The following is a 21,725-nucleotide window of genomic DNA, read 5'->3' as shown; positions in this document are numbered from 1 at the left end:
TGCCCTTCTCGAGACTGGAGACCAACCATGTTGATGTCACGCCGGACGACACTCGCCGCTCTCGCCTTCAGCCTTCTCGCCGGCACGGCCTTCGCCGCCGACACCATCAAGATCGGCGTCAACGAGCCCCTCACCGGTGCCTTCGCGGCCTCCGGCACCTATGTGGTGAACGGCGCCAAGATCGCCGCCGACGAGATCAACGCCAAGGGCGGCATTCTCGGCAAGAAAGTCGAGCTGGTCATCGAGGACAACAAGAGCAACCCGACCGAGGCCGCCTCGGTGGCGGAAAAGCTCATCACCTCCGACAAGGTGCCGGTGCTGATGGGCGCCTGGGGCTCCTCGCTGACGCTGGCCACCATGCCGAAGCTGGAGGAATATTCCGTGCCCATGCTGGTGGAGACCTCCTCCTCCGGCAAGATCACCACCTCCGGCAACCCCTTCATCTTCCGCATCTCGCCGCCCTCCTCCGTGGAAGCCGAGGCGTTCGAGCCCAGCGTCAAGAAGCTCGGCCTGAAGAAGGTGGACTTTCTCGTCATCAACAATGACTGGGGCCGCGGCGCCGCCGCCGACTTCTCCAAGATGCTGAAGGCCAACGGCGTCGAGGTCGGCCTCGTGGAGACCATGGACCAGTCGGCCCAGGACATGAGCGCCCAGCTCGCCAAGCTGAAGGCCTCCGACGCCGACACCATCATGGTGACGAGCGCCGTGGATCAGCTCACCCTCCTGTTCAAGCAGATGGCGGCCCTCGGCCTGAAGAAGCGCATCATCACCACCGGCGGCTCGCAGAACCCCGACCAGATCATCGCCCAGGCCGGCGCTGCGGCGGACGGCACCATGCACCTGACCACCTTCCTGCCCTGGTGGCCGGAGAAGACCCCGAACCCCGAGGCCACCGCCTATTTCCTCAGCGAGTGGAAGAAGCGCGGCTTCGACTTCGCCGGCGCCACCGAGAGCTTCCGCGGCTATGACGGCATCCGCACGGTCGCGGCCGCCATCGCGGCGGGCGGCGGCACCGATCCCGCCTCCATCCAGAAGGGCTTCTGGAAGGTGGACTTCAAGGGCCTCAACGGCCCCATCAAGTTCAACAAGAGCGGCCCGGCGGGCAAGGAGAGCGGCCAGTCCAAGCCCAACGTCTACATCATCGAGATTTCCGGCGGAAAGGTGAACCAGGTTCAGCTCGGCGGCTGATCCGGCGCCTCGCGCATTCCCCCGCCTTCGGGCGGGGGCGTCGGGGTGAAGGCGGGCGCGCGGGACCGACTGCCCGGCCACGCCGCCCGCCCTCACCCCGCTCTCGCCGAGCGGACATGCTTCAGCCCCGAACGCCAGACCGGACAGGCCAGATGGACCAATTGCTGCAACACATCTTCAACGCGCTGGTGCTCGGCGGCACCTATGCGCTGCTGGGCATCGGCCTCACCTTGATCTTCGGCATCATGAACGTGGTGAACTTCACCCATGGTGCCCTCTACACCTTCGGCGGCTACGCCATGTATCTGGCGGCGGTGGCGCTGGGGCTGAACTTCTTCGTCGCGCTGCCGGTGGCCCTCGTGGCGGGCCTCCTGGTCGGCGCGTTCATCGAATTCACTTTGCTGCGGCCGCTGCGGCGCTCCGACATCGACACCACCATGCTGGTGATGATCGGCGCCGGCATCATCATGCAGTCGGGCACGCTCTGGATCTTCGGCGGCGTTGCCAAGGCCGTGCCGACGCCCTTCCCGGCGCAGCCGCTCACCTTCGGGCCGGTGTCGCTCTCCTACGTGAACCTGTTCGTGCTGTGCGCGGCGGTGGCGCTCATCGCCATCACCTATTTCACCATCAACGGCACCAAGCTCGGCCGCGCCATGCGCGCCACCTTCCAGGACCACGACACGGCGTCGCTCATGGGCGTCAACGTCTCCCTCATCTACACCGCCACCTTCGCCATCGGCTCGGCGCTGGCATCGGCGGCCGGCGCGCTGCTCGGGCCGGTCTATGTGGTGACGCCGCAGATGGGCGACCTCGCCGCGGTGAAGGCCTTCGCCATCGTCATTCTCGGCGGCCTCGGCTCCATCTCGGGCGCCACCATCGGCGGCTTCATCCTCGCCTTCGCCGAGGAGCTGGGCGCCGGCTACATCTCCTCGGGATATCGCGACGCCATGGGCTTCCTCATCATCATCGCAGTTCTGCTGGTGAAGCCCACCGGCCTGTTCGCGCGTGCGGAGCGGATCGGATGACGCGCTTCATCGCCCCCCTCTTCCTCGTCGTCTTCGCCCTGCTGCCGCTCGGCCTGACCGACCCCTATCTGCTGAATGCCCTCATCATCACGGGCATCCTCACCATCTGCGCCATGAGCCTCAATCTACTGCTCGGCTTCACCGGGCAGCTCAGCCTCGGGCATGTGGCCTTCTTCGGCATCGGCGCCTATGTGAGCGCGCTCACCGCGCTGGGCTTCGACGTGAGCCTGCCCTTCGGCCTGCGCGTAACCCACGAGGGCGGCGCGCCGCTCCTCGGCTTCCTGCTCGCCATCCTGATCACGGGGCTCGCCGGCTATCTCATCGGCCGGCTCTCGTTCCGGGTGCGCGGCGCCTATTTCGTCATCGTCACCATCTCATTCGCCGAGGTGGTGCGGCTCGTCGCGCTGAACTGGGTGGAGCTGACACAGGGCCCCCTCGCCCTCACCGCCATTCCCAACATGGTGCTGCCGGTGCCGGGCCTCGGCGACGTGGCGCTGCGCTCCAAGATGCAGAACTATTATCTGGTGCTGGCGGTGGCGGTGGCGAGCTATCTCCTCATCGCGCGCCTCGTCGCCTCGCGCTTCGGCCGGGCCATGCGGGGGCTGAAGGAGAACGAATCCCTCGCGTTGTCCCTCGGCATCAACGCGACGCGCACGCTCACCGTCGCGGCCACCATTTCCGCCGCCATGGCGGGGGCGGCCGGCAGCCTTTATGCCCACTACATCCGCATCATCGATCCGGACGTGTTCCTGTTCTCCTACACCGTCACCATGGTCATCATGGTGGTGTCCGGCGGAAAGGGCACTCTGGCGGGGCCGCTGGTGGGCGGCATCCTGTTCGGCCTGCTGCCGGTGGCGCTGCGCCCGGTGATGGCGCCGGAAGCCCAGTGGATCGTCTACGGCGCCATCCTCATCGCCATCCTGTTCCTCATGCCGCGCGGCATCGTGCCGGCATTGGAAGGCCTCGGCGAACGCATCGCCGCCCGCCGCAAGGCCGGCGACAAGCCGACGGACGTGATGCCTGCCAAGATGGGAGCGAACCCATGAGCACGACGCGTGGCAACGCCATCCTGAACGTGGAGCATGTGGGCATGAAGTTCGGCGGCCTCACGGCCATCGCCGACCTACATTTCGACGTGCAAGAGAGCGAGATCCTCAGCCTCATCGGCCCCAACGGCGCCGGCAAGACCACCGCCTTCAACATCATGACCGGCTTCCTCAAGCCCACGCAGGGCCGGGTGCTGTTCCGGGGCCGCGACCTCTCGCAGACGCGGCCGAACGAGATCGCCCGCCTGGGCCTTGCCCGCACCTTCCAGCGCACCAGCGTGTTCGCCGACGATACGGTGCGCGACAATGTGCTCATCGGCCTGCACCGCCATGGCGATGACACGCGCGCGGCAGCCCTCCTCGACCGCCTGTTCCCCACCCCCGCCGCACGACGGGCGGAGAATGCGGTGCGGGAGCGGGCGGACGCCATCATCGACATGGTGGGCCTCACCGCCCGCGCCGGCGACAAGGCGGGGTCCCTCTCCTATGGCGAGCAGCGGCTCGTGGGCTTCGCGCTGGCGCTGGCCGTGGAGCCGAAAATGCTGCTGCTGGACGAGCCGGTCTCCGGCATGAACGCCTCGGAGACGCAGGGCTTCGTGCGCCTCATCCGCAAGGTGCGGGACGAGGGCGTCACCATCCTCCTCGTGGAGCACGACATGCCCATGGTGATGGAGGTCTCCGACCGCATCGTCTGCCTCAACTACGGCCGGCTGATCGCGGAAGGGCCGCCCGAGGCCATCCGCACCGATCCCAAGGTCATCGAGGCCTATCTCGGCAAGAGTGCCGCGAAGCTGGAGCAGCGGGAGGTGGCCCATGCTTGAGATTTCCGATCTCGTCTGCGGCTACGGCCAGGTGGCGGCGCTCCGGGGCATCTCGCTCAGCGTCGGCGAAGGGCAATTGGTGGCGCTGGTGGGCGCCAACGGCGCGGGCAAGTCCACGACGCTGCGCACCATCTCCGGCCTCGTGCCGGCGCGTGCCGGCTCCATCCGCCTTCAGGGCGACGACGTGACCCGCGCCGGGCCGCAGAAGATGCTGAAGCTCGGCGTCGCCCACTGCCCGGAAGGCCGGCGGGTGTTCCCGCACATGAGCGTTTCGGAAAACCTCGCCATGGGCGCCTATCTGCGCGCCAGCGATGCCGGGCTGAAGGCGGATTACGAGCGCATCTATACGAGCTTTCCCCGCCTCGCCGAGCGCCGCCACCAGATGGCCGGCACCCTTTCCGGCGGCGAGCAGCAGATGCTGGCCATCGGCCGCGCGCTCATGTCGAGGCCCCGCCTCGTGCTGTTCGACGAGCCTTCGCTCGGGCTGGCGCCCAACATCGTCGAGCAGATGTTCGCCATCATCGGTTCCATCCGCGACGCCGGCACCACCGTGCTCCTGGTGGAGCAGAACGCCTTTGCCGCGCTGGAACTGTGCGACTACGCCTATCTGCTGGAGGCCGGACGCATCGTCATGTCCGGCAAGGGCGCGGACCTCATCGACGATCCCCACGTGCGGGCGGCGTATCTGGGAAGCTGACGCCGGCATCCCGCCCCGCCGGGCGCGTCCGAACGCGGCAAGCAACGGAATTCGCCGCGCTCAGGGTGCGGACGCACCGATGGTGGCGGGTTGCAGCCGGTCGCGGTGGCGGACGATCATCGCCCGGTAGAGGCCTTCGAGGGCCAGGGTGTAGGCCGACACGTCGAACAGAGGCGTCTCCAGCCGGTTGGCGTCCAGCCGCGCCTTGAGGGCCGCGAGGCGGCCGGGCTCCGTGGCTATGTCGTACGCCAGTTCGAAATAGCCGGCGTGGTCCTCGGCGACCAGTTCGCCGAGACCGACCGCGTGCAGGATGGAGCCTGCCACCCGCGACGGAAAGGTTTCCCCCGGACAAGTCACGATCGGCACTCCGGCCCAGAGCGCGTCGCTCGCCGTGGTGTGCGCATTGAATGGCGCGGTATCGAGCATCAGGTCGGCGAGCTGGAGCCGGGCGAGATGGGCCGCCTGTGGCAGGTTTGCGCCAAAAACCAGCCGCCGCGCATCCACGCCATGGCGGATTGCCTCCGAACGGAGGTTGCCGGCGGCATGGGGATGGTCGAGCAGCCACAGCACGCTGTCGGGCACCAGCGCCAGCAGCCGGCACCAGATTGCGAAGATGTCGGGGGAGATCTTGTAGGGCTGGTTGAAGCAGCAGAAGACGAAGCCCTCCTCCGGCAACCCGACCTCCCGCCGCCCCGGCCGCGTGCCCGGAGGCGTCCGCCGGCCGTGGGGGTGATAGGTATGCGGCATGTAGGCCAGGGCCTCGGCATAGTCCGGGGCGCTGGCGGCGGGCGTGAGAAAGCGGTCGGTGATGAGGTAGTCGCACATCCCTGCGCCCATGGTGCCGGGATAGCCGAGATAGTTCACGATGATCGGCGCCGGCCGCAGGAGGACGATGCCGCTCCGCGCCCCTGACGTGAACCCCTTCAGATCAATAAGAATGTCCACGCCGTCGGCATGGATGCGCGTCGCCGCAGCCTGATCGTCCATGTCCGAGATGTCGATGAAATGGTCGCAGGCGGCCATGGTCCGGCGGCGCATGGATTGGCCGTCGTCCGCGCCGAAGGAATAGGCAAGCACCTCGAAATCCGCACCGGCATGTGCCTCCAGCACCTCGATCAGAAGGTGGGCGGTGGCGTGTTCCTGGAAATCGTTGGAGAGATAGCCGAGGCGCATTTTCCGGCCACGCCCGTCATCGAAGGCATAGCGTAGGCCGGGGTCCGACGCCCCGGCCGCGGTCCGGCGCGCGCGGGTCCACAATTCCGAACACGCCCGCTGCTGCTTCGCGCTCACGCCGGGCGTGGACAGAAGATGGAAGGGCGGCAGCAGGTGATCGTCCTCGCCGGCGAGCATTGCGCCGATGGCGATGTCTTCAGGTGCGAGATCGTCCCATTCGCAGACGCTGCGCTGCCGCACCGTGGCCATGTTCACACTTCCCGTTCGCGCCTATGGCCTGCGCAGGAGAGCGATGGCCATCTGATGTGCCGAGCGGAGGAAGTCAGCCTCGATCTCGAAAGTCAGACCCCATTGGCAAGCAAGGATCGCGCCGCCGGAGGGTAGCTGAAGGCTATTCCTGAAGCAGCGCCGTGCGGTCCGCACCCAATTCTCCCGTCTCCTCGAGCCGCGCGGCAGCGGCGACGAACAACGGTGCGAGCCGCTCGGCCCATTGCCGCTGGCCATCGGGCTCCGCAACCAGATCCTGCCGGATCTCGATGCCCACATGGGGAATGCCGCGCCGCTCGCCGTGCTCCGGGATGGTCCAGTCCGTCGCCTCGCTCACCGCATACGGCTCGTTGTCTCCCACCATGAGCGCGGCATCGGCGCGCAGCACGGGGAGGAGCGCCCGCGCGAACCGGCTGTCGCGATGATAGAGCAGGCCGGCGTGCCATGGCCGCACGAAGCCGGCGAAAACCGGCGTGAAACTGTGCATGGCGAGGAGGATGGCCGGTGCGCCTGCGGCCTGCCGCCGGTCGAGTTCGGCCGCGATGCGCGCGTGATACGGCAGGAAGATCCCGGCCTCGCGTGCCCGGCGCTCCGCCGCGCCGATCCCCTGATTGCCGGGAACAGGCGACGCATCACTCTCCGCCGGGATGGACTGCGCGGCGCCCAGTGGCCGGTTGCAGTCGATCAGCAGGCGAGAATAGTTCTGTTGAATGAGCGTGGCATCGAGTAATTCTGAAAGCGCATGGCAAACGCCGGCAATGCCGATGTCCCACGCGATATGGCGCTCGCGGTCCACCGCCGGGAGGCCCAGCGTTCCGACCGAGCGGGGCAGCCTGTTTCCCGCGTGATCCGAGACGATAAGGAACGCGGAACGCCCTTCGGGATTTATCACAGTGACTGGCGGAATGTCGTCCGCCGTCAGTAAGGAAACAGGCGCGCTCACGTCAGGACCTTTCCGGCACGGGCCACGCACCTGACGCGACAGCCCCGAGGCTGCGCGCACCATAACCGATCTGCGGGCCATGTCCGCACAGAGCTGAGGCCCAGATGCTGATTCACGCCGGCTACGAAATTACCTACGGCTGCCCGCAGCCGACGCCCATGATTCTCACCCTGAGTGTCCATCCCTCCCGGATCACCGATCTCCTGAATCCGGACCGGGTGATGTTCGACCCGCCGATTCCCGCCAACACCTATCACGACAGCTTCGGCAATTTCTGCCACGTCATCTCCGCGCCCGCCGGCGGGCTCACCATGCGCACGGACTTCAAAATCCGCGACAGTGGGCTGCCCGACGACGTCGCCCCCGACGCGCCCCAGCATGCCCTCGGCGACCTGCCGGTGGACGTGCTCCTCTTCCTTCTGGGCAGCCGCTATTGCGAGACCGATCGCCTGAGCGCGTTTGCCTGGTCGCAGTTCGGCCACCTGCCCAAGGGCTGGCCGCTGGTGCAGGCGATCTGCGATTTCGTCCACGGCCATATCGTCTTCAACTATGCCCACGCCAGCCCGCTGAAGACCGCCTTCGACGCCTACACCAGCCGGCAGGGCGTGTGCCGCGACTTCGCCCATCTCGCCGTCACTTTGTGCCGGTGCATGAACATCCCGGCCCGCTATTGCACCGGCTATCTCGGCGACTTCGGGGTTCCCGCCGATCCGGCGCCCATGGACTTCAGCGCTTGGTTCGAGGTCTATCTTGGCGGGCGGTGGTACACGTTCGACGCCCGTCACAACACGCCGCGCATCGGCCGCATCCTGATGGCACGGGGGCGGGACGCGACCGATGTGGCGCTCGTGACATCCTTTGGCCCGTCGACGCTCACCTCCTTCAAGGTGTTGACCGTCGAAGCCCCGGAAGCCCCGTGAGGCGATGACGCAATCGGGCGCATCGCTTTAGCGGCCATATCGCTCTACACTCACCACACACCGGCCACGGCCGGCATCCGGGCGAGCGGTCAGACATCTGGCCGGGGACCCGGGACGACCTTCAGATTGGATATCTTTTGCAGGTTCTCGTCAGAGACAACAATGTTGAGCAGGCCCTCAAGGTTCTCAAGAAGCGCATGCAGCGCGAGGGCGTTTTCCGCGAGATGAAGCAGCGCCGGGCCTATGAGAAGCCTTCCGAGCGCAAGGCGCGCGAGCATGACGAGGCGATTCGCCGGCATCGCAAGGCCGCCCGGAAGAAGGCCCAGTGGGAAGGCCTGATCGCCGCCCCCAAGCGCCGCGTCCGGCCCACTAACGCCCGCGGCCCGGCACCCGGCACCACGCCGACCTTCACCGGCCGCTGATCCCTTCAGCCGTCAGAGGGCCGGGGGCGCATTGCCCCGGCCCCTCGACCGCGTTCAGTAGAACGGCCGCGCGAGGCTGGCGGAGGCGAGGAGCTTGCCTTCGGCGTCGATGGCTTCGACGGTCCAGGTGTAGATTCCACCGACGCAAGGCGATCGGTAGGAGACAGCGCCCTTGGGGATGGCTCCGCGAGCGGGAAGCTGCACGTCGGCCCCGCCAAGCTCACGTCCGCTGGGCCCCATCAGCGCAAACCGCAGCCGTGCAGTCCCGGACGGGACATTATCCACCTGGAATTCCGGGCTGCTTGGCCGCGGCGCGCACAGGGTCGTTCCGATCCATGTGAAATCCAGCGTCATGACGGGGGAGTTCGCCCAAGCGGGTGATGCACCTGCCCAGAGGAGGCAGATCAAGACGCACGCTTTTTTCATGGCAGCTCCTTCGGTCTCGGCATCGAAACCGATTCAATCCTATCATGAACATGCTCGGACGCGTGATTAAAACTGTCCGATAAATCTCTCATCTGAACGAGAATTGAGCACGCCTGGGCGAGAAAGTGTGCTAAAGGAAAAGCATGGTTACGAAATTTAACGCCAATGGCTGGGTTGAGTTCATTGCGGGCTTCCGATCGCCGCAAGGGCGGTTCCAGATCGTCCGCATCATGCCTCAGGACAAGGGCGAGCCGAGCTATCGCGTGAAGGGCGAGAACGAGGCGTTCGAACGCATCGCTCGCGAATCCGAACTTCGCCATCCCGGGGAAATATAGGCGGAGAAATAGAGGCGGCGAACAGAGAAGCTGGCCGGACATAAATCCAGGCCTTGCTATCAACACAATAGCCCCCTATGTTCCGTTTGTCTGAATTTGACGGCTGATTTTCTGACGCCAAGCCGCGTCTGACGATACCTCCCTTCAATTTCTAACTCTTGTTCTGCTCGACCTCTCGGGCGGAACTCCTACGCGCGATTGAAAGGAAATCGTCATGAATATCGGCACCGTGAAGTGGTTCAACGCCACCAAGGGCTTCGGCTTCATCCAGCCCGACAACGGCGGCGCGGATGTGTTCGTGCATATCTCGGCCGTCGAGCGCGCTGGAATGCAGGGCCTCGCCGAAGGCCAGAAGCTCCAGTTCGACATCGTCCGGGACAACAAGTCCGGAAAGAATTCGGCCGGGAATCTCCAGGCCGCGTGACATTGCTCCGGCGGACCACGGATGTACTGGCCGCTGGACTAATGCATCATGAATTCAAAAAAGGCCCCGCCTGAACAGGCGGGGCCTTTTTCTTTATCCATTTTTCTCAAATCTTAGTTCTCGGGCTTCGACCCGGATCATGATATCCTTCGGAATGACCCCAATCACGACACATCAGAACACGCTCTCCAGCGCCGAGAGCCGCCGCCAGCTGGACGAATCCATCGAGCGGGCCATGGAGCGCAACAAGGGCGAACTGGAAGCGGTGCGCGAGAAGAGCGCGCGGCTTCGGGCCCTGCGGGAGGCCAGCGAACGGGAAGCCCCCGCCGCGCCGCCGCCCAAGCGCCGCCGCAAGGCCTGAAGCAAGAAGACCTGAAGCAGCAAGACCTGAAGCAGCAAGACCCGCCAAAGCTCGGGGCAAAGCCCGTGATCCCTGCCGCTGGTGCGCCGCGGCATCCGGGATGGCGACGGGCATAATTGCCGCACCTCACGCTTGGACACCCTCTCCCCGCCCCCGTCGCAACTTGGCCGAAACGGCGCCGATGCTGGCGTCTCTGGTGCATGGCTGCCCTGCGCGGCGAAGGCTGCCGCTTGCCAGCCGCGCCGCTTGGCGGCAAAGTCCGCGCCGAAAAATGCTTAACGGTTGCGTCTGGTGCGCACACACCGTCGGCAATGGGATCAAGGGACACTGCGAGATCATCATGAGGGACGAAGTTGCCATGTCCGGGCTCGGGTCCGGCGCTCTCAGCCGCCGCTCTTTCCTGCTCGGCTCTGCCCTCGGCATCGGCGCGCTCGGGCTGGCCGGCTGCTCGTCGGATGTCATGAGCCTCGCCGAGGCGCAGAAGCTCTATGGGCCGATGCCCAACGAGAAATTCCCGATCCCCGCGCCGGATATCAGCAAGGTCAACCCCAAATATTACCGCCGGACCGTCGCTTACGAGAGCAATGAAGCGCCCGGCACGATCATCGTCGATCCCAGCAATTATTACGTCTACCGCGTCGAGGGCGAGGGCAAGGCCACCCGCTACGGCGCCAATGTGGGCCGCGCCGGCTTCCTGTGGAGTGGCGACGCCTATGTGGGGCGCAAGGGCGAGTGGGCGGTCTGGACTCCGCCCAAGGAGATGATCAAGCGCCAGCCCGAAGCGGCCAAATGGGCCAACGGCATGCCGGGTGGCCTGGAAAACCCCCTCGGCGCCCGCACGCTCTACCTCTACCAGAACGGGCAGTATACGCTCTACACGATCTATGCGAGCAGCGACCCCGAGTCGATCGGCACCGGCGTCACCAGCGGCTGCGTGGGCCTGCTCAGCCAGGACATGATCGACCTCTACGAAAAGACGCCGGTCAAGACCAAGGTCGTCGTCATGCCGGCCTGACGCCGGGGTAGACTCAAAACTCCAGCTTCAGCCTCCACAGCGCCCCCGGTGGCACGGCGTCGAAGACGAAGCGGCCGCTGGGCGCGACCGGGACCTGATGAAGGCCATCGTCACGGCCGGGCGCGCCACCGCAGCGCGCCCGTTTTGTCCGCTCAGATGCGCACCACCGTACGCCCGCGCACGCCGCCGGCGATGATGTCTTCGGCCATCTGCGGCAGGTCTTCCAGCGCGACCTCGCGGGTGACGAGATCGAAATCGGCCTCGGTGAGGAGTTCGCCGAGCCGGGTCCAGGCGGCGAGGCGGCGCGGGGTCGGGCAGTTGACGGAATCGACGCCCAGCAGCGCCACGTTGCGCAGGATGAAGGGGAAGACGGTGGTCGGCAGATCCGTCGCCGCCGCGAGGCCGCAGGCGGCCACCGCGCCGCCGTAGCGGGTGGCGGCGAGCACGTTGGCGAGGATGGTCCCGCCCGCCGTATCCACCGCCCCATGCCAGCGCTCGCCGGCCAGCGGCTTGCCCGCGGCGGCATAGGTGGCGCGATCGACGATATCGGTGGCGCCGAGGCTCTTCAGGAAGTCCGCCTCGGCCGGACGGCCGGTGAGCGCGCTCACCTTGTAGCCGAGACGCGAGAGCAGGCGCACCGCGACGCTCCCCACGCCGCCGGCCGCGCCGGTGACGAGGACATCACCACCTGCCGCGATGCCGTAGCGCTCCAGCGCATCCACGCAGAGCATGGCGGTGAGGCCGGCCGTGCCGATGGCCATGGCCTGGCGTGCGGTGAGGCCCTCGGGGAGCTTCACCAGCCACTCGCCCTTCACCTTCGCCCGCTCGGCGAATCCGCCGGACCAGTTCTCGCCGACACCCCAGCCCGTCAGCACCACCTTGTCGCCGGGGACGAAGGCGGGGTTGTCACTGGCGCGCACCGTGCCGGCAAAATCGATGCCCGGCACCATGGGCAGCGCGCGCAGGATGCGGCTCATGCCCTTCAAAGCGAGGCCGTCCTTGTAGTTGAAGGACGAATATTCCACGTCCACCGTCACGTCGCCGGCCGGCAGTTCGGCCTCGGTGATGGTCTCGATGGCAATGGCCTGCTCGGCGTCGGTCTTGCGCGCCATGAGGGCGCGGAAGGTCTCGGTGCTCATTGGACGTTTCCCTGTGATGTGCGTGGACCGCGCGGGCGCGGATCAGGGGCCTCGGCTCAGGGCCGGATGGCCTTGCGGGCCTCTTCGGCCTTCTCGTACTGGGCGCGGATGTAGCGCACGAGACCGCCAAGCGCGGCCACCGCCGCCTCGCCATCGCGGTCCCGCAGCGCGGCGAGGAGCGTCTCGTGGTGGGCGACGATCTCCGTCCGGTCGCGGACGCGGAAGATGATCATGTTGCTCACCGGCATGAGCGCTTCCACCACCGCATTCATGAGGAAGCGCAGCAGGGCATTGCCCGCCGCGTCCACGATGGTGCGGTGGAAGCGCACGTCGGAGGCGCAGAAATCCTGATCCGAAAGGCTGGCGGTCCGTTGCAGGGCGATCTCCGCCTCCAACGCCGCGAGGTGCGCGTCCGTGCGGTTCAGGGCGGCGAGACGGCAGCACACAGCTTCCATCTCCAGCCGCGCCGTCGCCATCTCCTCCAGCGAAACGCCGCCGGTGGCGACGAGGAGCGTGACGGACGTGCCGAGGCTGGTGGCCAGTTCCTCCGGCGAGGGGCCGGTGACGAAGGTTCCGCCGGTGGGGCCGCGCCGGGAGCGGATGAGGTGGCGCGCGGCGAGCCGCTTCAGGGCCTCGCGCACGGTGGGCCGCGAGACGCCGAACTGCGCGGCCAGCTCCTCCTCGGTCGGCAGGCGCTCATCCACCTTCAGCCGGCCGTCCATGATGGCCTGCTGGAGCTGATCGGCGATCTGGCTCGCCGCGCTGGTGGTGACGATCTGGCCGTAGCTCGGTTCCATCTGATCCGTTCCGGGGACGCCTGTGGTCATCCCCTTGGTCTCAGATCGGCGGCTTCAAATCAACCTAAAAATTATTCGTTTGACAAATCTTAAAATGGGCCTTTTGGTTCCACAGATCGCGGACGGAGATGCCGCGGCACAAGAAGACACTGGAAACGCCGGGAGAGAAAAAATGCGCGCTGCCCTCGTAGCGGCGACCGTGCTGTCGTGCGCCGTCGCCGTCCCGATCACGACCGCTCACAGGGCTTCAGCTCAGGACTTGCCGACGTTCCGCATCGGCGTCATGAACGACCAGTCGAGCCTCTATTCCGACATCGCCGGCCCCGGCTCCGTCACCGCCGCGCAGATGGCGGTCGCGGACTTCAATCCGGAGAAGCACGGCTTCAAGGTGGAAGTGGTCTCCGCCGATCACCAGAACAAGGCGGACATCGGCTCCTCCGTCGCGCGGCGCTGGTACGACCTCGACAAGGTGGACGCCATCGTCGACGTGCCCACCTCTTCCGTGGCCCTCGCCGTCGCCGACATCAGCCGCGACAAGAACAAGGTGTTCCTGGTTGCGAGCGCCGGCACGTCCGACCTCACCGCCAAGTCCTGCACGCCGAATACCGTGCACTGGACCTACGACACCTGGGCGCTCGCCAACGGCACCGCCCGCGCCATGATCAAGCAGGGCGGCGATTCCTGGTACTTCCTGACGGCCGATTACGCCTTCGGCCATGCGCTGGAGCGCGATGCGGCCGAGGTGGTGAAGGCCAACGGTGGCAAGGTGCTGGGCCATGCGCTCGCACCGTTCCAGAGTTCGGATTTCTCCTCCTTCATCCTCCAGGCGCAGGGCTCTGGCGCGAAGGTGGTGGCGCTGGCCAATTCCGGCGGCGACACCATCAATTCGGTGAAGCAGGCCGCGGAGTTTGGCCTGTCGCAGAAGCAGAAGCTCGTCAGCCTTCTTATCTTCCTGTCAGACATCCATTCTCTGGGCCTGAAGACGGCGCAGGGCCTGATGCTGACCAATGCCTTCTACTGGGACCTGAACGACGGCACACGCGCCTTCGGCAAGGCGTTCGGGGCGCGCAACAACGGGCGCATGCCCACCATGAACCAGGCCGGCACCTATGCCGCCACGCTGCACTGGATGAAGGCCATCGCCGCCATGGACAAGGCGAAGGCCCATGACGGTGCCGCCGTGGTCGCGCAGATGAAGGCCATGCCCACCGACGATCCGCTCTTCGGCAAGGGCCACATCCGCGCCGATGGCCGCACCATCCACGACATGTACCTGTGGCAGGTGAAGACGCCGGAGGAGTCCAAGGGCCCCTACGACTATCTGAAGCTGGTGGCGACCATCCCCGGCGACGAGGCCTTCCGCCCCATGTCGCCCGAGGCCTGCCCGATGCTGAAGAAGGCCGGCTGAGGTGACAGCGCCGGCGACAGCCGCCCGCACGGACGGCAAGGCCTTCTCCCTCGCGATCCTCGTGGTCGCGGAAGTGGCGGCGATGGCGACCTGGTTCGCCACCACCGCCTCTCTGGGGGCGATCCGGGCGCAGTGGAGCCTGTCGCCGTTTCAGGAGGCTTTGCTCACCAGTTCCGTGCAGGCAGGCTTCGTCGCCGGCACCCTCCTCAGCGCGCTGCTCTCCCTCGCGGACCGCGCCGATCTGAGGACGCTCTTCTCGGTCTCGGCCTTGGTCGCGGCGCTGGCCAACGGGGCCATCCTCCTGTTCGAGCCCACCCATCCGGCGGTGCCGCTGCTGCGGTTTCTCACCGGCATGTGCATGGCGGGGGTCTATCCCGTGGGCATGAAGCTCGCGGCCACCTGGGCCAAGGGCGATCTCGGCCTGCTCATCGGCATGCTGGTGGCGGCGCTGACGCTGGGCTCGGCCTCGCCCCACGCCATGGCGGCGGTCGGCGGGCTTGACTGGCGCGCGCCGGTGGCGGGCGCGGCGGCGAGCGCGCTGGTGGCCGCCCTCCTCATCCGCTTCGCCAAGGTCGGCCCCAACCATGCGAAGGCGCCGCCGCTGAAGCTCTCCAACGCCCTCGATGCGTTCCGTCGGCCGGCGCTCCGGCTCGCCAATCTCGGCTATTTCGGCCACATGTGGGAACTCTACGCCATGTGGGCGTGGATCGGCGCCTTCTTCGCCGCGAGCTTCGCCGCGCGCTATGGCGATGCCCCGCCCCTCGACCCGCGCCTCGCCACCTTCTGCGTGGTTGCCATCGGTGCCGTGGGCGCGCTGGGCGGCGGCTTTGCGGCCGACCGGCTGGGGCGCACCTTCGTCACGGCGCTGTCCATGGCGGTGAGCGGGCTGTGCGCGGCGGGCATCGGCTTCCTGTTCGGCGCATCGATCTGGCTGGTGCTGCCGCTGGCGCTGGTGTGGGGCGTGACGGTGATTTCCGATTCCGCCCAGTTCTCCGCCGCCGTGACGGAGCTGTCCGACCGCAGCCTCATCGGCACCATGCTGACGGTACAGACCTGCGTCGGCTTTCTCATCACGCTGGTGAGCATCCACTTGCTGCCCTACGCGGTGGATGCGTTCGGCTGGCGCTTCGCCTTCCTCATTCTCGCCATCGGCCCCTTCCTCGGCGTCCTCGCCATGCTGCGCCTGCGGCTCCGGCCGGAAGCCGCTGCCATGGCCGGCGGGCGGCGCTGATCCCTCTCCACGAGGCTTTCATGACCTTCACCAAGATCGCTTACGAAACCCGCGACGGCATCGCCCTCCTCACCCTCAACCGGCCCGAGCGCACCAATGCGCTGGACCAGGAGATGCTGGGCGAGATCAACGCCGCCATGGACCGCGCCGAGGCGGATGCGGACGTGAAGGCGGTGATCGTGCGCGGCGCTGGCAATGCCTTCTCTTCCGGCTTCGACCTGAAGGCGCAGATGGAGGCGCGCCCGGTGGGCGTCGATGCGTGGCGGCCTGTGTTGCGCAAGGATTTCGACACGGTGATGCGCTTCTGGCACTGCCCGAAGCCCACCATCGCCATGGTGCGTGGCGCCTGCCTCGCTGGCGCCTGCGAGCTGGCGCTGGCCTGCGACATGACCATCGCCTCGGAAGACGCCTTCTTCGGCGAGCCGGAGCTGAAGTTCGGCGCCGGCATCGTGGTGATGCTGCTGCCGTGGATCGTCGGCCCCAAGATCGCCAAGGAAATCATCCTGCTCGGCGAGGACCGGGTGAGCGCGCAACGCGCGGCCGAGATCGGCATGATCAACCGCGTCGTTCCCGCCGATCGGCTGGAGGACGAGGCGCTGCGCATCGCCCGGCACATCGGTGCCATTGATCCCAGCCTCGTGAAGGAAACCAAGCGCGCCCTGAACCGGGCGCTCGAAACGCAGGGCATGTTGCAGGCGCTGGAGAGCGCGCTGGAGATCGACCTTTCCATCGAGGGCGCCGGCTCGGCCGACAAGATCGCCTTCTTCGATGTCGCCCGCCGCGAGGGCCTGCGCGCTGCCATCGCCTGGCGCGATGCGCGCTTCCCGACCCGCGAAGGCTGAGGAGGCCGTGATGGCGAAACCGGGCGCGCTCTGCCGCATTCTGGACGAAGCGGCCGGCACCGTGGCCGAGGACGGCGGCGCGGCTCACACCGCCGACGCTCTGCGTGCCGCCGCCTCCAGCCTCGCTGCGCAGCTGCGCGCGGACGGTCTCACGCCGGATGAGCCGGTGATCGTCGCCGTGGCCAATCGCGCCGCGGACCTCGCCTCTTTCTTCGGCGTCTGGCAGGCGGGCGGCGTCGCGGTGCCGCTCCACGCCGGCGCGGCCGAGATGACCCGTGCCACCATCCTCGAGCAGACCGGCGCCCGGTTCCTTGTGGCGGATGGCACCGTGACACGCCTCGCGGAAACGCCACCGCCGGCCCGCCCGCTGCTCGACGGCGCGGCGCTCATCGTCTTCACCTCCGGCTCCACCGGCAAGCCCAAGGGCGTGGTGCTCGCCCATGACCGCTTCGCCGGAAAACTCGATGCGCTTCAGGACCTGCTCGCCCTGACGCCCAACGACAAGGTGGTGCTGCCGCTCCAGCTCATCTTCATCTTCGGCCTGTGGGTGGCGCTGCTCTCCCTGAAGACGGGCGCGCGGCTCGAACTGGTGGGCAAGTTCACGCCCGCCGGCCTCAAGACGCGTCTTCCCGACACCACCGTACTCGCGACCGTCCCCTCCATGCTGCGCACCTTGTTCGGTGAGGGCGAGGTGGCGGCACCGCAATTGCGCACTATCCTCACCGGCGGCGAAGGGCTGGGAACGCATCTGGCCGGGGCGATCGCGACGCAACTGCCCTGTGCCGGCGTGTTCGACCTCTACGGTCTCACCGAGACCGGCTCCTGCGACTTCTGCCTGAGGCCGGCGGACGCGGAGACGGGACGCGGCTCCATCGGCCGGCCGACGCCGGGCATCGACTACCTCATCTCGGACGATCCTGCCGCGGGAGCCACGGGCGCGGGGCCGGACGCAGCGGGCGAACTGCTCATCCGCACGCCCTTCGGCATGATCGGCTATCTCGACAATCCCGACCTGACGCAGACCGCCTTCCGCGACGGCTTTTTCCGCACCGGCGACGTGGCACGGCGACGGCCGGATGGGTGCGTGGAGATCGTGGGGCGCATCAAGGAGATCGTCTCCCGCGGCGGCAACAAGATCGCCCCGGCGGAGATCGAGACGGTGCTCTGCGCCCATCCCGCCGTCGCCCAGGCCCTCGCGGCTGGCGTGCCCGACCCGCGCCTCGGCGAGGCGCTCCATGCAGCAGTTGTGCTGCGGGCGGGAAGCTCTGCCTCTGCGGATGAACTGCGGGCGTGGTGCGCGGCGCGCATCGAGCGGTTCAAGGTGCCGGACGCCATCCATGTGGTGGCCGCGCTTCCCACCGGCCCCACGGGGAAAGCCTACCGGCCGGGCATCCGCGCCCTCGCCGACGCGGCAGTTCCGACCGGAACGCAAGGCCGCTAGGACCGGGGCGGCGGTTCTTTCACGAACCGCCGTTGCCCGCCTCCCCCGCCTGCGAGACCCAATGTCGCGCTCCCGCCGTGGAACCCGAACCCGCCTTCGCGCCTTCCTTCCGAGATGCCGCAGAGGCATGTCCGAACATCCGGGGGCGAAGGGACGCATTGCTCGACCGCCGATCATTCATGCTGGGTGCGACTGCGCTTTCGGCTCTTCAGGCCGCCGCAGCTCATCCCGCGCTTGCCCAGGAGGGCGAGCGGTTCGATGCCGACACGGTACGCAACACGGCGCGCCAGCTTGCCGCCAAACCCTTCAAGCAGGGCAACCAGTCGTTGCCGGCGGAGCTCGACAAGCTCAGCTATGACGACTACCGCAACATCCGTTTCAACGCCGATCGTTCGATCTGGCGCGGCCAGCGGTTGCCGTTCGAGATGCAGCTGCTGCATCGAGGCTTCCTGTTCCGCGATCAGGTGGATGTCTTCGTGGTGGCCGAGGGGCGGGCACGGCGCATCGCCTATGATCCCGGCCTGTTCCGTTTCGAGCACGGGCTGAAGACGCCCCAGCCCGGCACCGACCTCGGCTTCTCCGGCTTCCGCCTGCACGGCCCCCTGAACCGCCCCGATTATCTCGACGAGATCGCGGTATTTCAGGGCGCGAGCTATTTCCGCGCCGTCGCCAAGGGGCAGGGCTACGGCACCTCCGCGCGGGGTCTGGCGGTGAAGACGGCTTCGGCCTCCGGCGAGGAATTCCCTGTCTTCAAGGCCTTCTATGTGGAGCAGCCACGACCGGATGTGCCCTCCATCGTGGTTCACGCTCTGCTCGACAGCCCGAGCGCCACCGCGGCCCATCGCTTCACCATCCGCCCCGGCGATGCCACCGTGATGACGGTTGAGATGGCGCTCTACCCGCGTGCGGACCTGACCGAGGCGGGCATCGCGCCGCTCACCAGTATGTTCCTGTTCGGACCGGCCGATCATGCCGGCTTCGACGATTTCCGCCCCGCCGTCCGCGACGCCGAAGGGCTCGCCATCACCGACGGCACCGGCGAGCAGCTCTGGCGCCCCCTTTCAAATCCGGGGCGATTGCAGATCAGCGTGTTCTCCGGCTCGAACATGCGCGGCTTCGGCCTGATGCAGCGCCAGCGCTCCTTCTTCGACTATCAGGATCTGGAAGCTCGCTACGAGAAGCGGCCGAGCGTGTGGGTGGAGCCCATCGGCGACTGGGGCGAAGGCGCGGTGCATCTGGTGGAGATCCCCACGCCGCAGGAAGTCCACGACAACGTCGTCGCCTTCTGGCGCCCCAAGGACACCCTGCGCAAGGGCAGCGAATACACCTACACCTATCGCCTGCACTGGACGTGGGACATGCCCACTCCGCCGGCCCTCGGCCGCGTGGCCGGCACGCGTGCGGGTGGCACCGACGAGCGTCGGCTGTTCGTCATCGATCTGGTGGACGGCCCTATGGCGGGGCTGACGCCGGACGGCATCCGGCTGGATGTCTCCGCCAGCGCGGGAGAGGTCCGCGACGTGGTGCTCCAACCCAATCCGGAAATCTCCGGCGCCCGTCTCTCCTTCGCCTTCGAGCCGAAGGGCGCGAACCTCTCGGAATTGCGGGCGCGTCTCATGAAGGGCGATGTGCCCCTCACCGAAACCTGGCTCTATCGATGGACGCCCTAGCGCACGCCCGGCCGGCCACGCGCCAGGCCCCGGAGCCCGCTTTGCCGCCCGAAGCGCCCCTCGCCATGCCGGCGCAGGATTTCCGCCGCAGGCCGGAGCGAGTCAGGTCCGGGACGCGGCTCGGTACATTGCTCATCGCCCGCCGCGCCTTCGTGTTCGGCGGGGCCATCGCGCTGACCGGCCTTGCCGCCTACGAGATGTACAAGGTGCTCGACGTGGGCGGGCTGACCTACCTCGAATACGCCGTGCTGGTGCTGTTCGTCGTCCTGTTCGCGTGGATCGCCCTCGCCTTCACCAATGCCCTCGGCGGCGCCATCAGCCTTCTGTCGGGCCGCAAGGCGCTCGGCATCGACCCGGACGCCCCCCTGCCCGCCCCGAGCATCCGCACCGCCCTCCTCATGCCCTGCTACAATGAGGAGCCGAACCGCGTCTTCGCCGGCCTGGAAGCCACATGGCGCTCGCTGGAGGCGACCGGGCGCGCCGGCCTGTTCGACGTGTTCATCCTGAGCGACACCACCGATCCGGATGTCTGGGTCGCGGAGGAAGCCGCCTTCCTCGCCCTGCGCCGGCGCACCGGCGGCCGTTTCTTCTATCGCCGCCGCGCGCAGAACACGGACCGTAAGGCCGGCAACATCGCGGATTGGGTCACCCGCTTCGGCGCGGCATATGAGGCGATGCTCATCCTCGACGCCGACAGCGTTATGACCGGCGACTGCATGGTCCGCCTCGCCGACGCGCTGGAGCGCACCCCCGACGCGGGGCTTATCCAGACACTGCCGGTGATCGTGGGTGGCCGCACGCTGTTCGCCCGGCTCCAGCAATTTGCCGGACGCCTCTATGGCCCGCTCATCGCCCACGGACTTGCCTGGTGGCACGGGCCGCAGAGCAATTATTGGGGCCACAATGCCATCATCCGCACCCGCGCCTTCGCCGAGGCGGCGGGCCTGCCGCACCTCAAGGGGCGCAAGCCGTTCGGGGGGCATATCCTGAGCCACGATTTCGTGGAGGCGGCGCTGCTGGTGCGCGCAGGCTGGGGCGTCCACATGGTGGCCGGCCTTCCCGGCAGCTATGAGGAGGGCCCCCCTTCCCTCACCGATCTCGCCGTGCGCGACCGCCGCTGGTGCCAGGGCAATCTCCAGCACGCGGCCGTGCTGCCGGTGCGCGGGCTCCGCTTCGCGAGCCGCATTCATCTGCTCACCGGCATCGGCTCCTATGTCTCGGCGCCGCTTTGGTTGCTGATGCTGCTGGCGGGCCTTCTCACCTCCCTTCAGGCGCGCTTCGTGCCGCCGGATTATTTCCCCTCCGGCTTCGCCCTCTTCCCGGTCTGGCCGGCGCAGGATCCGGTGCGCGCAGCCTGGGTGTTCGGCGCCACCATGGCGGTGCTGCTGATGCCCAAGTTCATCGCCTTCGCGCTGATGCTCGGTGATGGCACGGCGCGACGCGGCTTTGGCGGCGCGGGGCGGACCTTCCTCGGCATGATCAGCGAAATCCTGCTCTCGGGCCTCATGGCGCCGGTGACCATGGTGTCCCAGTCCTTCGCCGTGGTCAGCATCCTCATGGGGCGGGACGGCGGGTGGAATCCGCAGCGGCGGGACGACGGCAGCCTCGGCTGGCGGGAGGCGTTCCGGCACTTCTGGCCCCACACGCTCCTCGGCCTCGGCTTTGCGGCCGCGACCGCCGCCATCGCGTGGCCGCTGATGGCGTGGATGTCGCCGGTGATCCTCGGACTTCTCACCGCAGTGCCGCTCGCGGTGTGGACCAGCCGTCCGCGCCGTCCCGGCGGACTTCTGGAAACGCCGGAGGCGAAGACCCCTCCGGCCGTCCTGCGCGCGGCCACGGACCTACGCGCCGCCTTCGGCGGAACCGACGGTCCGGCGGAGGCCGTCGCGCACCTTGCCGGCGATCCCGACCTGCTCGCCTTCCATCGCAATGCACTGCCCGCGCAGGGCAAGCGCCTGCCCGGCGATGTCCGCCCCGATCGCCTCGTCGCGCGGGCCAAGATCGAGGATGCGCGCTCGCGCGCGGAGGCGCTGGCGGGACTCTCGCCCAAGGAAAAGGCCGCTGCCCTCGCCGACGATCAGGCCCTCGCCCGGTTGCTCGCGCTCACCTGAACGCCCGCCCCGGGACCGGCGCG

Annotated in this window: 22 protein-coding genes; 17 read left to right on the top strand and 5 right to left on the bottom strand. The window is 67.6% G+C overall.

Annotation, left to right across the window (positions count from 1 at the left end; translation table 11 throughout):
* Positions 1-33: 33 nt before the first annotated feature.
* The 5 genes from EJ105_RS10400 (at position 34) to EJ105_RS10380 (ending at position 4,777) form a co-directional block, all read left to right on the top strand.
* On the top strand, positions 34-1,188 hold the full coding sequence (locus tag EJ105_RS10400; RefSeq protein WP_029554947.1) for an ABC transporter substrate-binding protein: 1,155 nt from the start codon (positions 34-36) through the stop codon (positions 1,186-1,188).
* A gap of 152 nt (positions 1,189-1,340) precedes the next feature.
* Positions 1,341-2,213 carry a branched-chain amino acid ABC transporter permease gene (locus EJ105_RS10395; protein WP_024278130.1) on the top strand — a complete coding sequence of 291 codons (873 nt, stop codon included), beginning with the start codon at positions 1,341-1,343 and terminating at the stop codon, positions 2,211-2,213.
* Positions 2,210-3,259 (top strand): branched-chain amino acid ABC transporter permease, encoded by a 1,050-nt coding sequence (locus EJ105_RS10390; protein WP_250166267.1) that lies wholly within the window; start codon positions 2,210-2,212, stop codon positions 3,257-3,259. Before EJ105_RS10395 ends, EJ105_RS10390 begins: the two co-directional genes overlap by 4 nt.
* Positions 3,256-4,080, top strand: a complete 825-nt coding sequence (locus EJ105_RS10385; RefSeq protein ID WP_250166266.1) for an ABC transporter ATP-binding protein — start codon at positions 3,256-3,258, stop codon at positions 4,078-4,080. The genes EJ105_RS10390 and EJ105_RS10385 overlap by 4 nt, the downstream gene beginning before the upstream one ends.
* Positions 4,073-4,777, top strand: coding sequence for an ABC transporter ATP-binding protein (locus tag EJ105_RS10380; protein WP_024278127.1), 705 nt, complete (start codon positions 4,073-4,075; stop codon positions 4,775-4,777). The genes EJ105_RS10385 and EJ105_RS10380 overlap by 8 nt, the downstream gene beginning before the upstream one ends.
* Positions 4,778-4,837: 60 nt before the next feature.
* Here the strand turns inward: EJ105_RS10380 and EJ105_RS10375 are convergent, their stop codons facing one another.
* Positions 4,838-6,199, bottom strand: coding sequence for an O-linked N-acetylglucosamine transferase, SPINDLY family protein (locus EJ105_RS10375; RefSeq protein WP_250166265.1), 1,362 nt, complete (start codon positions 6,197-6,199; stop codon positions 4,838-4,840).
* A gap of 142 nt (positions 6,200-6,341) precedes the next feature.
* On the bottom strand, positions 6,342-7,160 hold the full coding sequence (locus EJ105_RS10370) for an N-formylglutamate amidohydrolase (protein WP_250166264.1): 819 nt from the start codon (positions 7,158-7,160) through the stop codon (positions 6,342-6,344).
* Positions 7,161-7,264: 104 nt separating this feature from the next.
* Here EJ105_RS10370 and EJ105_RS10365 point away from each other — a divergent pair, with 104 nt between their 5' ends.
* Both EJ105_RS10365 and rpsU read left to right on the top strand, forming a co-directional pair.
* Positions 7,265-8,080 (top strand): transglutaminase-like domain-containing protein, encoded by an 816-nt coding sequence (locus EJ105_RS10365; protein ID WP_250166263.1) that lies wholly within the window; start codon positions 7,265-7,267, stop codon positions 8,078-8,080.
* 137 nt (positions 8,081-8,217) lie between these two features.
* Positions 8,218-8,502, top strand: a complete 285-nt coding sequence (rpsU, locus tag EJ105_RS10360; protein ID WP_024278123.1) for a 30S ribosomal protein S21 — start codon at positions 8,218-8,220, stop codon at positions 8,500-8,502.
* Between the two features lie 54 nt (positions 8,503-8,556).
* On the opposite strand, the gene EJ105_RS10355 is transcribed toward rpsU, so the two are convergent.
* A complete protein-coding gene (locus tag EJ105_RS10355; RefSeq protein ID WP_029554954.1) occupies positions 8,557-8,856 on the bottom strand; it encodes a hypothetical protein in 300 nt (99 codons plus the stop codon).
* A 215-nt stretch (positions 8,857-9,071) separates the two neighbouring features.
* Here EJ105_RS10355 and EJ105_RS10350 point away from each other — a divergent pair, with 215 nt between their 5' ends.
* The 4 genes from EJ105_RS10350 (at position 9,072) to EJ105_RS10335 (ending at position 11,063) form a co-directional block, all read left to right on the top strand.
* Entirely contained in the window at positions 9,072-9,263 is a 192-nt protein-coding gene (locus EJ105_RS10350; RefSeq protein ID WP_024278121.1) for a hypothetical protein, read from the top strand.
* 214 nt (positions 9,264-9,477) lie between these two features.
* Positions 9,478-9,687: a cold-shock protein gene (locus EJ105_RS10345; RefSeq protein WP_024278120.1), complete on the top strand. Its 210-nt coding sequence runs from the start codon at positions 9,478-9,480 to the stop codon at positions 9,685-9,687.
* A gap of 154 nt (positions 9,688-9,841) precedes the next feature.
* On the top strand, positions 9,842-10,048 hold the full coding sequence (locus EJ105_RS10340; RefSeq protein ID WP_024278119.1) for a hypothetical protein: 207 nt from the start codon (positions 9,842-9,844) through the stop codon (positions 10,046-10,048).
* A gap of 340 nt (positions 10,049-10,388) precedes the next feature.
* On the top strand, positions 10,389-11,063 hold the full coding sequence (locus EJ105_RS10335; RefSeq protein WP_029554955.1) for a L,D-transpeptidase family protein: 675 nt from the start codon (positions 10,389-10,391) through the stop codon (positions 11,061-11,063).
* A gap of 152 nt (positions 11,064-11,215) precedes the next feature.
* On the opposite strand, the gene acuI is transcribed toward EJ105_RS10335, so the two are convergent.
* Entirely contained in the window at positions 11,216-12,202 is a 987-nt protein-coding gene (gene acuI / locus EJ105_RS10330; RefSeq protein ID WP_394041973.1) for an acrylyl-CoA reductase (NADPH), read from the bottom strand.
* A gap of 56 nt (positions 12,203-12,258) precedes the next feature.
* Positions 12,259-12,999, bottom strand: coding sequence for a FadR/GntR family transcriptional regulator (locus tag EJ105_RS10325; protein ID WP_024278116.1), 741 nt, complete (start codon positions 12,997-12,999; stop codon positions 12,259-12,261).
* Positions 13,000-13,171: 172 nt separating this feature from the next.
* Here EJ105_RS10325 and EJ105_RS10320 point away from each other — a divergent pair, with 172 nt between their 5' ends.
* From EJ105_RS10320 to mdoH, 6 genes are all read left to right on the top strand, one after another.
* Positions 13,172-14,407, top strand: a complete 1,236-nt coding sequence (locus EJ105_RS10320) for an ABC transporter substrate-binding protein (RefSeq protein WP_250166262.1) — start codon at positions 13,172-13,174, stop codon at positions 14,405-14,407.
* 1 nt (position 14,408) lies between these two features.
* Positions 14,409-15,638: an MFS transporter gene (locus EJ105_RS10315; protein ID WP_029554959.1), complete on the top strand. Its 1,230-nt coding sequence runs from the start codon at positions 14,409-14,411 to the stop codon at positions 15,636-15,638.
* Positions 15,639-15,658: 20 nt separating this feature from the next.
* Complete coding sequence (locus EJ105_RS10310) at positions 15,659-16,480, top strand: enoyl-CoA hydratase/isomerase family protein (protein WP_250166261.1); 822 nt, start codon at positions 15,659-15,661, stop codon at positions 16,478-16,480.
* A gap of 10 nt (positions 16,481-16,490) precedes the next feature.
* The gene (locus EJ105_RS10305) at positions 16,491-17,921 is read left to right on the top strand and encodes a class I adenylate-forming enzyme family protein (RefSeq protein ID WP_250166260.1); all 1,431 of its coding nucleotides are present in this window, start codon (positions 16,491-16,493) and stop codon (positions 17,919-17,921) included.
* 179 nt (positions 17,922-18,100) lie between these two features.
* Positions 18,101-19,591, top strand: coding sequence for an OpgD/OpgG family glucan biosynthesis protein (locus EJ105_RS10300; protein WP_250166259.1), 1,491 nt, complete (start codon positions 18,101-18,103; stop codon positions 19,589-19,591).
* The gene (gene mdoH / locus EJ105_RS10295) at positions 19,579-21,702 is read left to right on the top strand and encodes a glucans biosynthesis glucosyltransferase MdoH (protein ID WP_284145387.1); all 2,124 of its coding nucleotides are present in this window, start codon (positions 19,579-19,581) and stop codon (positions 21,700-21,702) included. Before EJ105_RS10300 ends, mdoH begins: the two co-directional genes overlap by 13 nt.
* Positions 21,703-21,725 lie beyond the last annotated feature (23 nt).

The sequence above is a fragment of the Xanthobacter aminoxidans genome, from assembly GCF_023571765.1.
In the GTDB taxonomy this organism is placed as follows: domain Bacteria; phylum Pseudomonadota; class Alphaproteobacteria; order Rhizobiales; family Xanthobacteraceae; genus Xanthobacter; species Xanthobacter aminoxidans.
Note: the sequence above shows the minus strand (reverse complement) of the source record. Positions and strands in the feature narration are given on the sequence as shown.

Excerpts from the sequence above, each read along its gene's own strand:
- acuI (WP_394041973.1), bottom strand. The coding sequence starts at position 12,202 with ATGAGCACCGAGACCTTCCGCGCCCTCATGGCGCGCAAGACCGACGCC.
- EJ105_RS10355 (WP_029554954.1), bottom strand. The coding sequence starts at position 8,856 with ATGACGCTGGATTTCACATGGATCGGAACGACCCTGTGCGCGCCGCGG.
- EJ105_RS10350 (WP_024278121.1), top strand. The coding sequence starts at position 9,072 with ATGGTTACGAAATTTAACGCCAATGGCTGGGTTGAGTTCATTGCGGGC.
- EJ105_RS10400 (WP_029554947.1), top strand. The coding sequence starts at position 34 with ATGTCACGCCGGACGACACTCGCCGCTCTCGCCTTCAGCCTTCTCGCC.
- EJ105_RS10320 (WP_250166262.1), top strand. The coding sequence starts at position 13,172 with ATGCGCGCTGCCCTCGTAGCGGCGACCGTGCTGTCGTGCGCCGTCGCC.
- EJ105_RS10390 (WP_250166267.1), top strand. The coding sequence starts at position 2,210 with ATGACGCGCTTCATCGCCCCCCTCTTCCTCGTCGTCTTCGCCCTGCTG.
- EJ105_RS10375 (WP_250166265.1), bottom strand. The coding sequence starts at position 6,199 with ATGGCCACGGTGCGGCAGCGCAGCGTCTGCGAATGGGACGATCTCGCA.
- EJ105_RS10335 (WP_029554955.1), top strand. The coding sequence starts at position 10,389 with ATGAGGGACGAAGTTGCCATGTCCGGGCTCGGGTCCGGCGCTCTCAGC.
- EJ105_RS10310 (WP_250166261.1), top strand. The coding sequence starts at position 15,659 with ATGACCTTCACCAAGATCGCTTACGAAACCCGCGACGGCATCGCCCTC.
- EJ105_RS10380 (WP_024278127.1), top strand. The coding sequence starts at position 4,073 with ATGCTTGAGATTTCCGATCTCGTCTGCGGCTACGGCCAGGTGGCGGCG.
- EJ105_RS10395 (WP_024278130.1), top strand. The coding sequence starts at position 1,341 with ATGGACCAATTGCTGCAACACATCTTCAACGCGCTGGTGCTCGGCGGC.
- mdoH (WP_284145387.1), top strand. The coding sequence starts at position 19,579 with ATGGACGCCCTAGCGCACGCCCGGCCGGCCACGCGCCAGGCCCCGGAG.
- EJ105_RS10325 (WP_024278116.1), bottom strand. The coding sequence starts at position 12,999 with ATGGAACCGAGCTACGGCCAGATCGTCACCACCAGCGCGGCGAGCCAG.
- EJ105_RS10305 (WP_250166260.1), top strand. The coding sequence starts at position 16,491 with ATGGCGAAACCGGGCGCGCTCTGCCGCATTCTGGACGAAGCGGCCGGC.
- EJ105_RS10385 (WP_250166266.1), top strand. The coding sequence starts at position 3,256 with ATGAGCACGACGCGTGGCAACGCCATCCTGAACGTGGAGCATGTGGGC.
- EJ105_RS10365 (WP_250166263.1), top strand. The coding sequence starts at position 7,265 with ATGCTGATTCACGCCGGCTACGAAATTACCTACGGCTGCCCGCAGCCG.
- EJ105_RS10340 (WP_024278119.1), top strand. The coding sequence starts at position 9,842 with ATGACCCCAATCACGACACATCAGAACACGCTCTCCAGCGCCGAGAGC.
- EJ105_RS10345 (WP_024278120.1), top strand. The coding sequence starts at position 9,478 with ATGAATATCGGCACCGTGAAGTGGTTCAACGCCACCAAGGGCTTCGGC.
- EJ105_RS10300 (WP_250166259.1), top strand. The coding sequence starts at position 18,101 with ATGCTGGGTGCGACTGCGCTTTCGGCTCTTCAGGCCGCCGCAGCTCAT.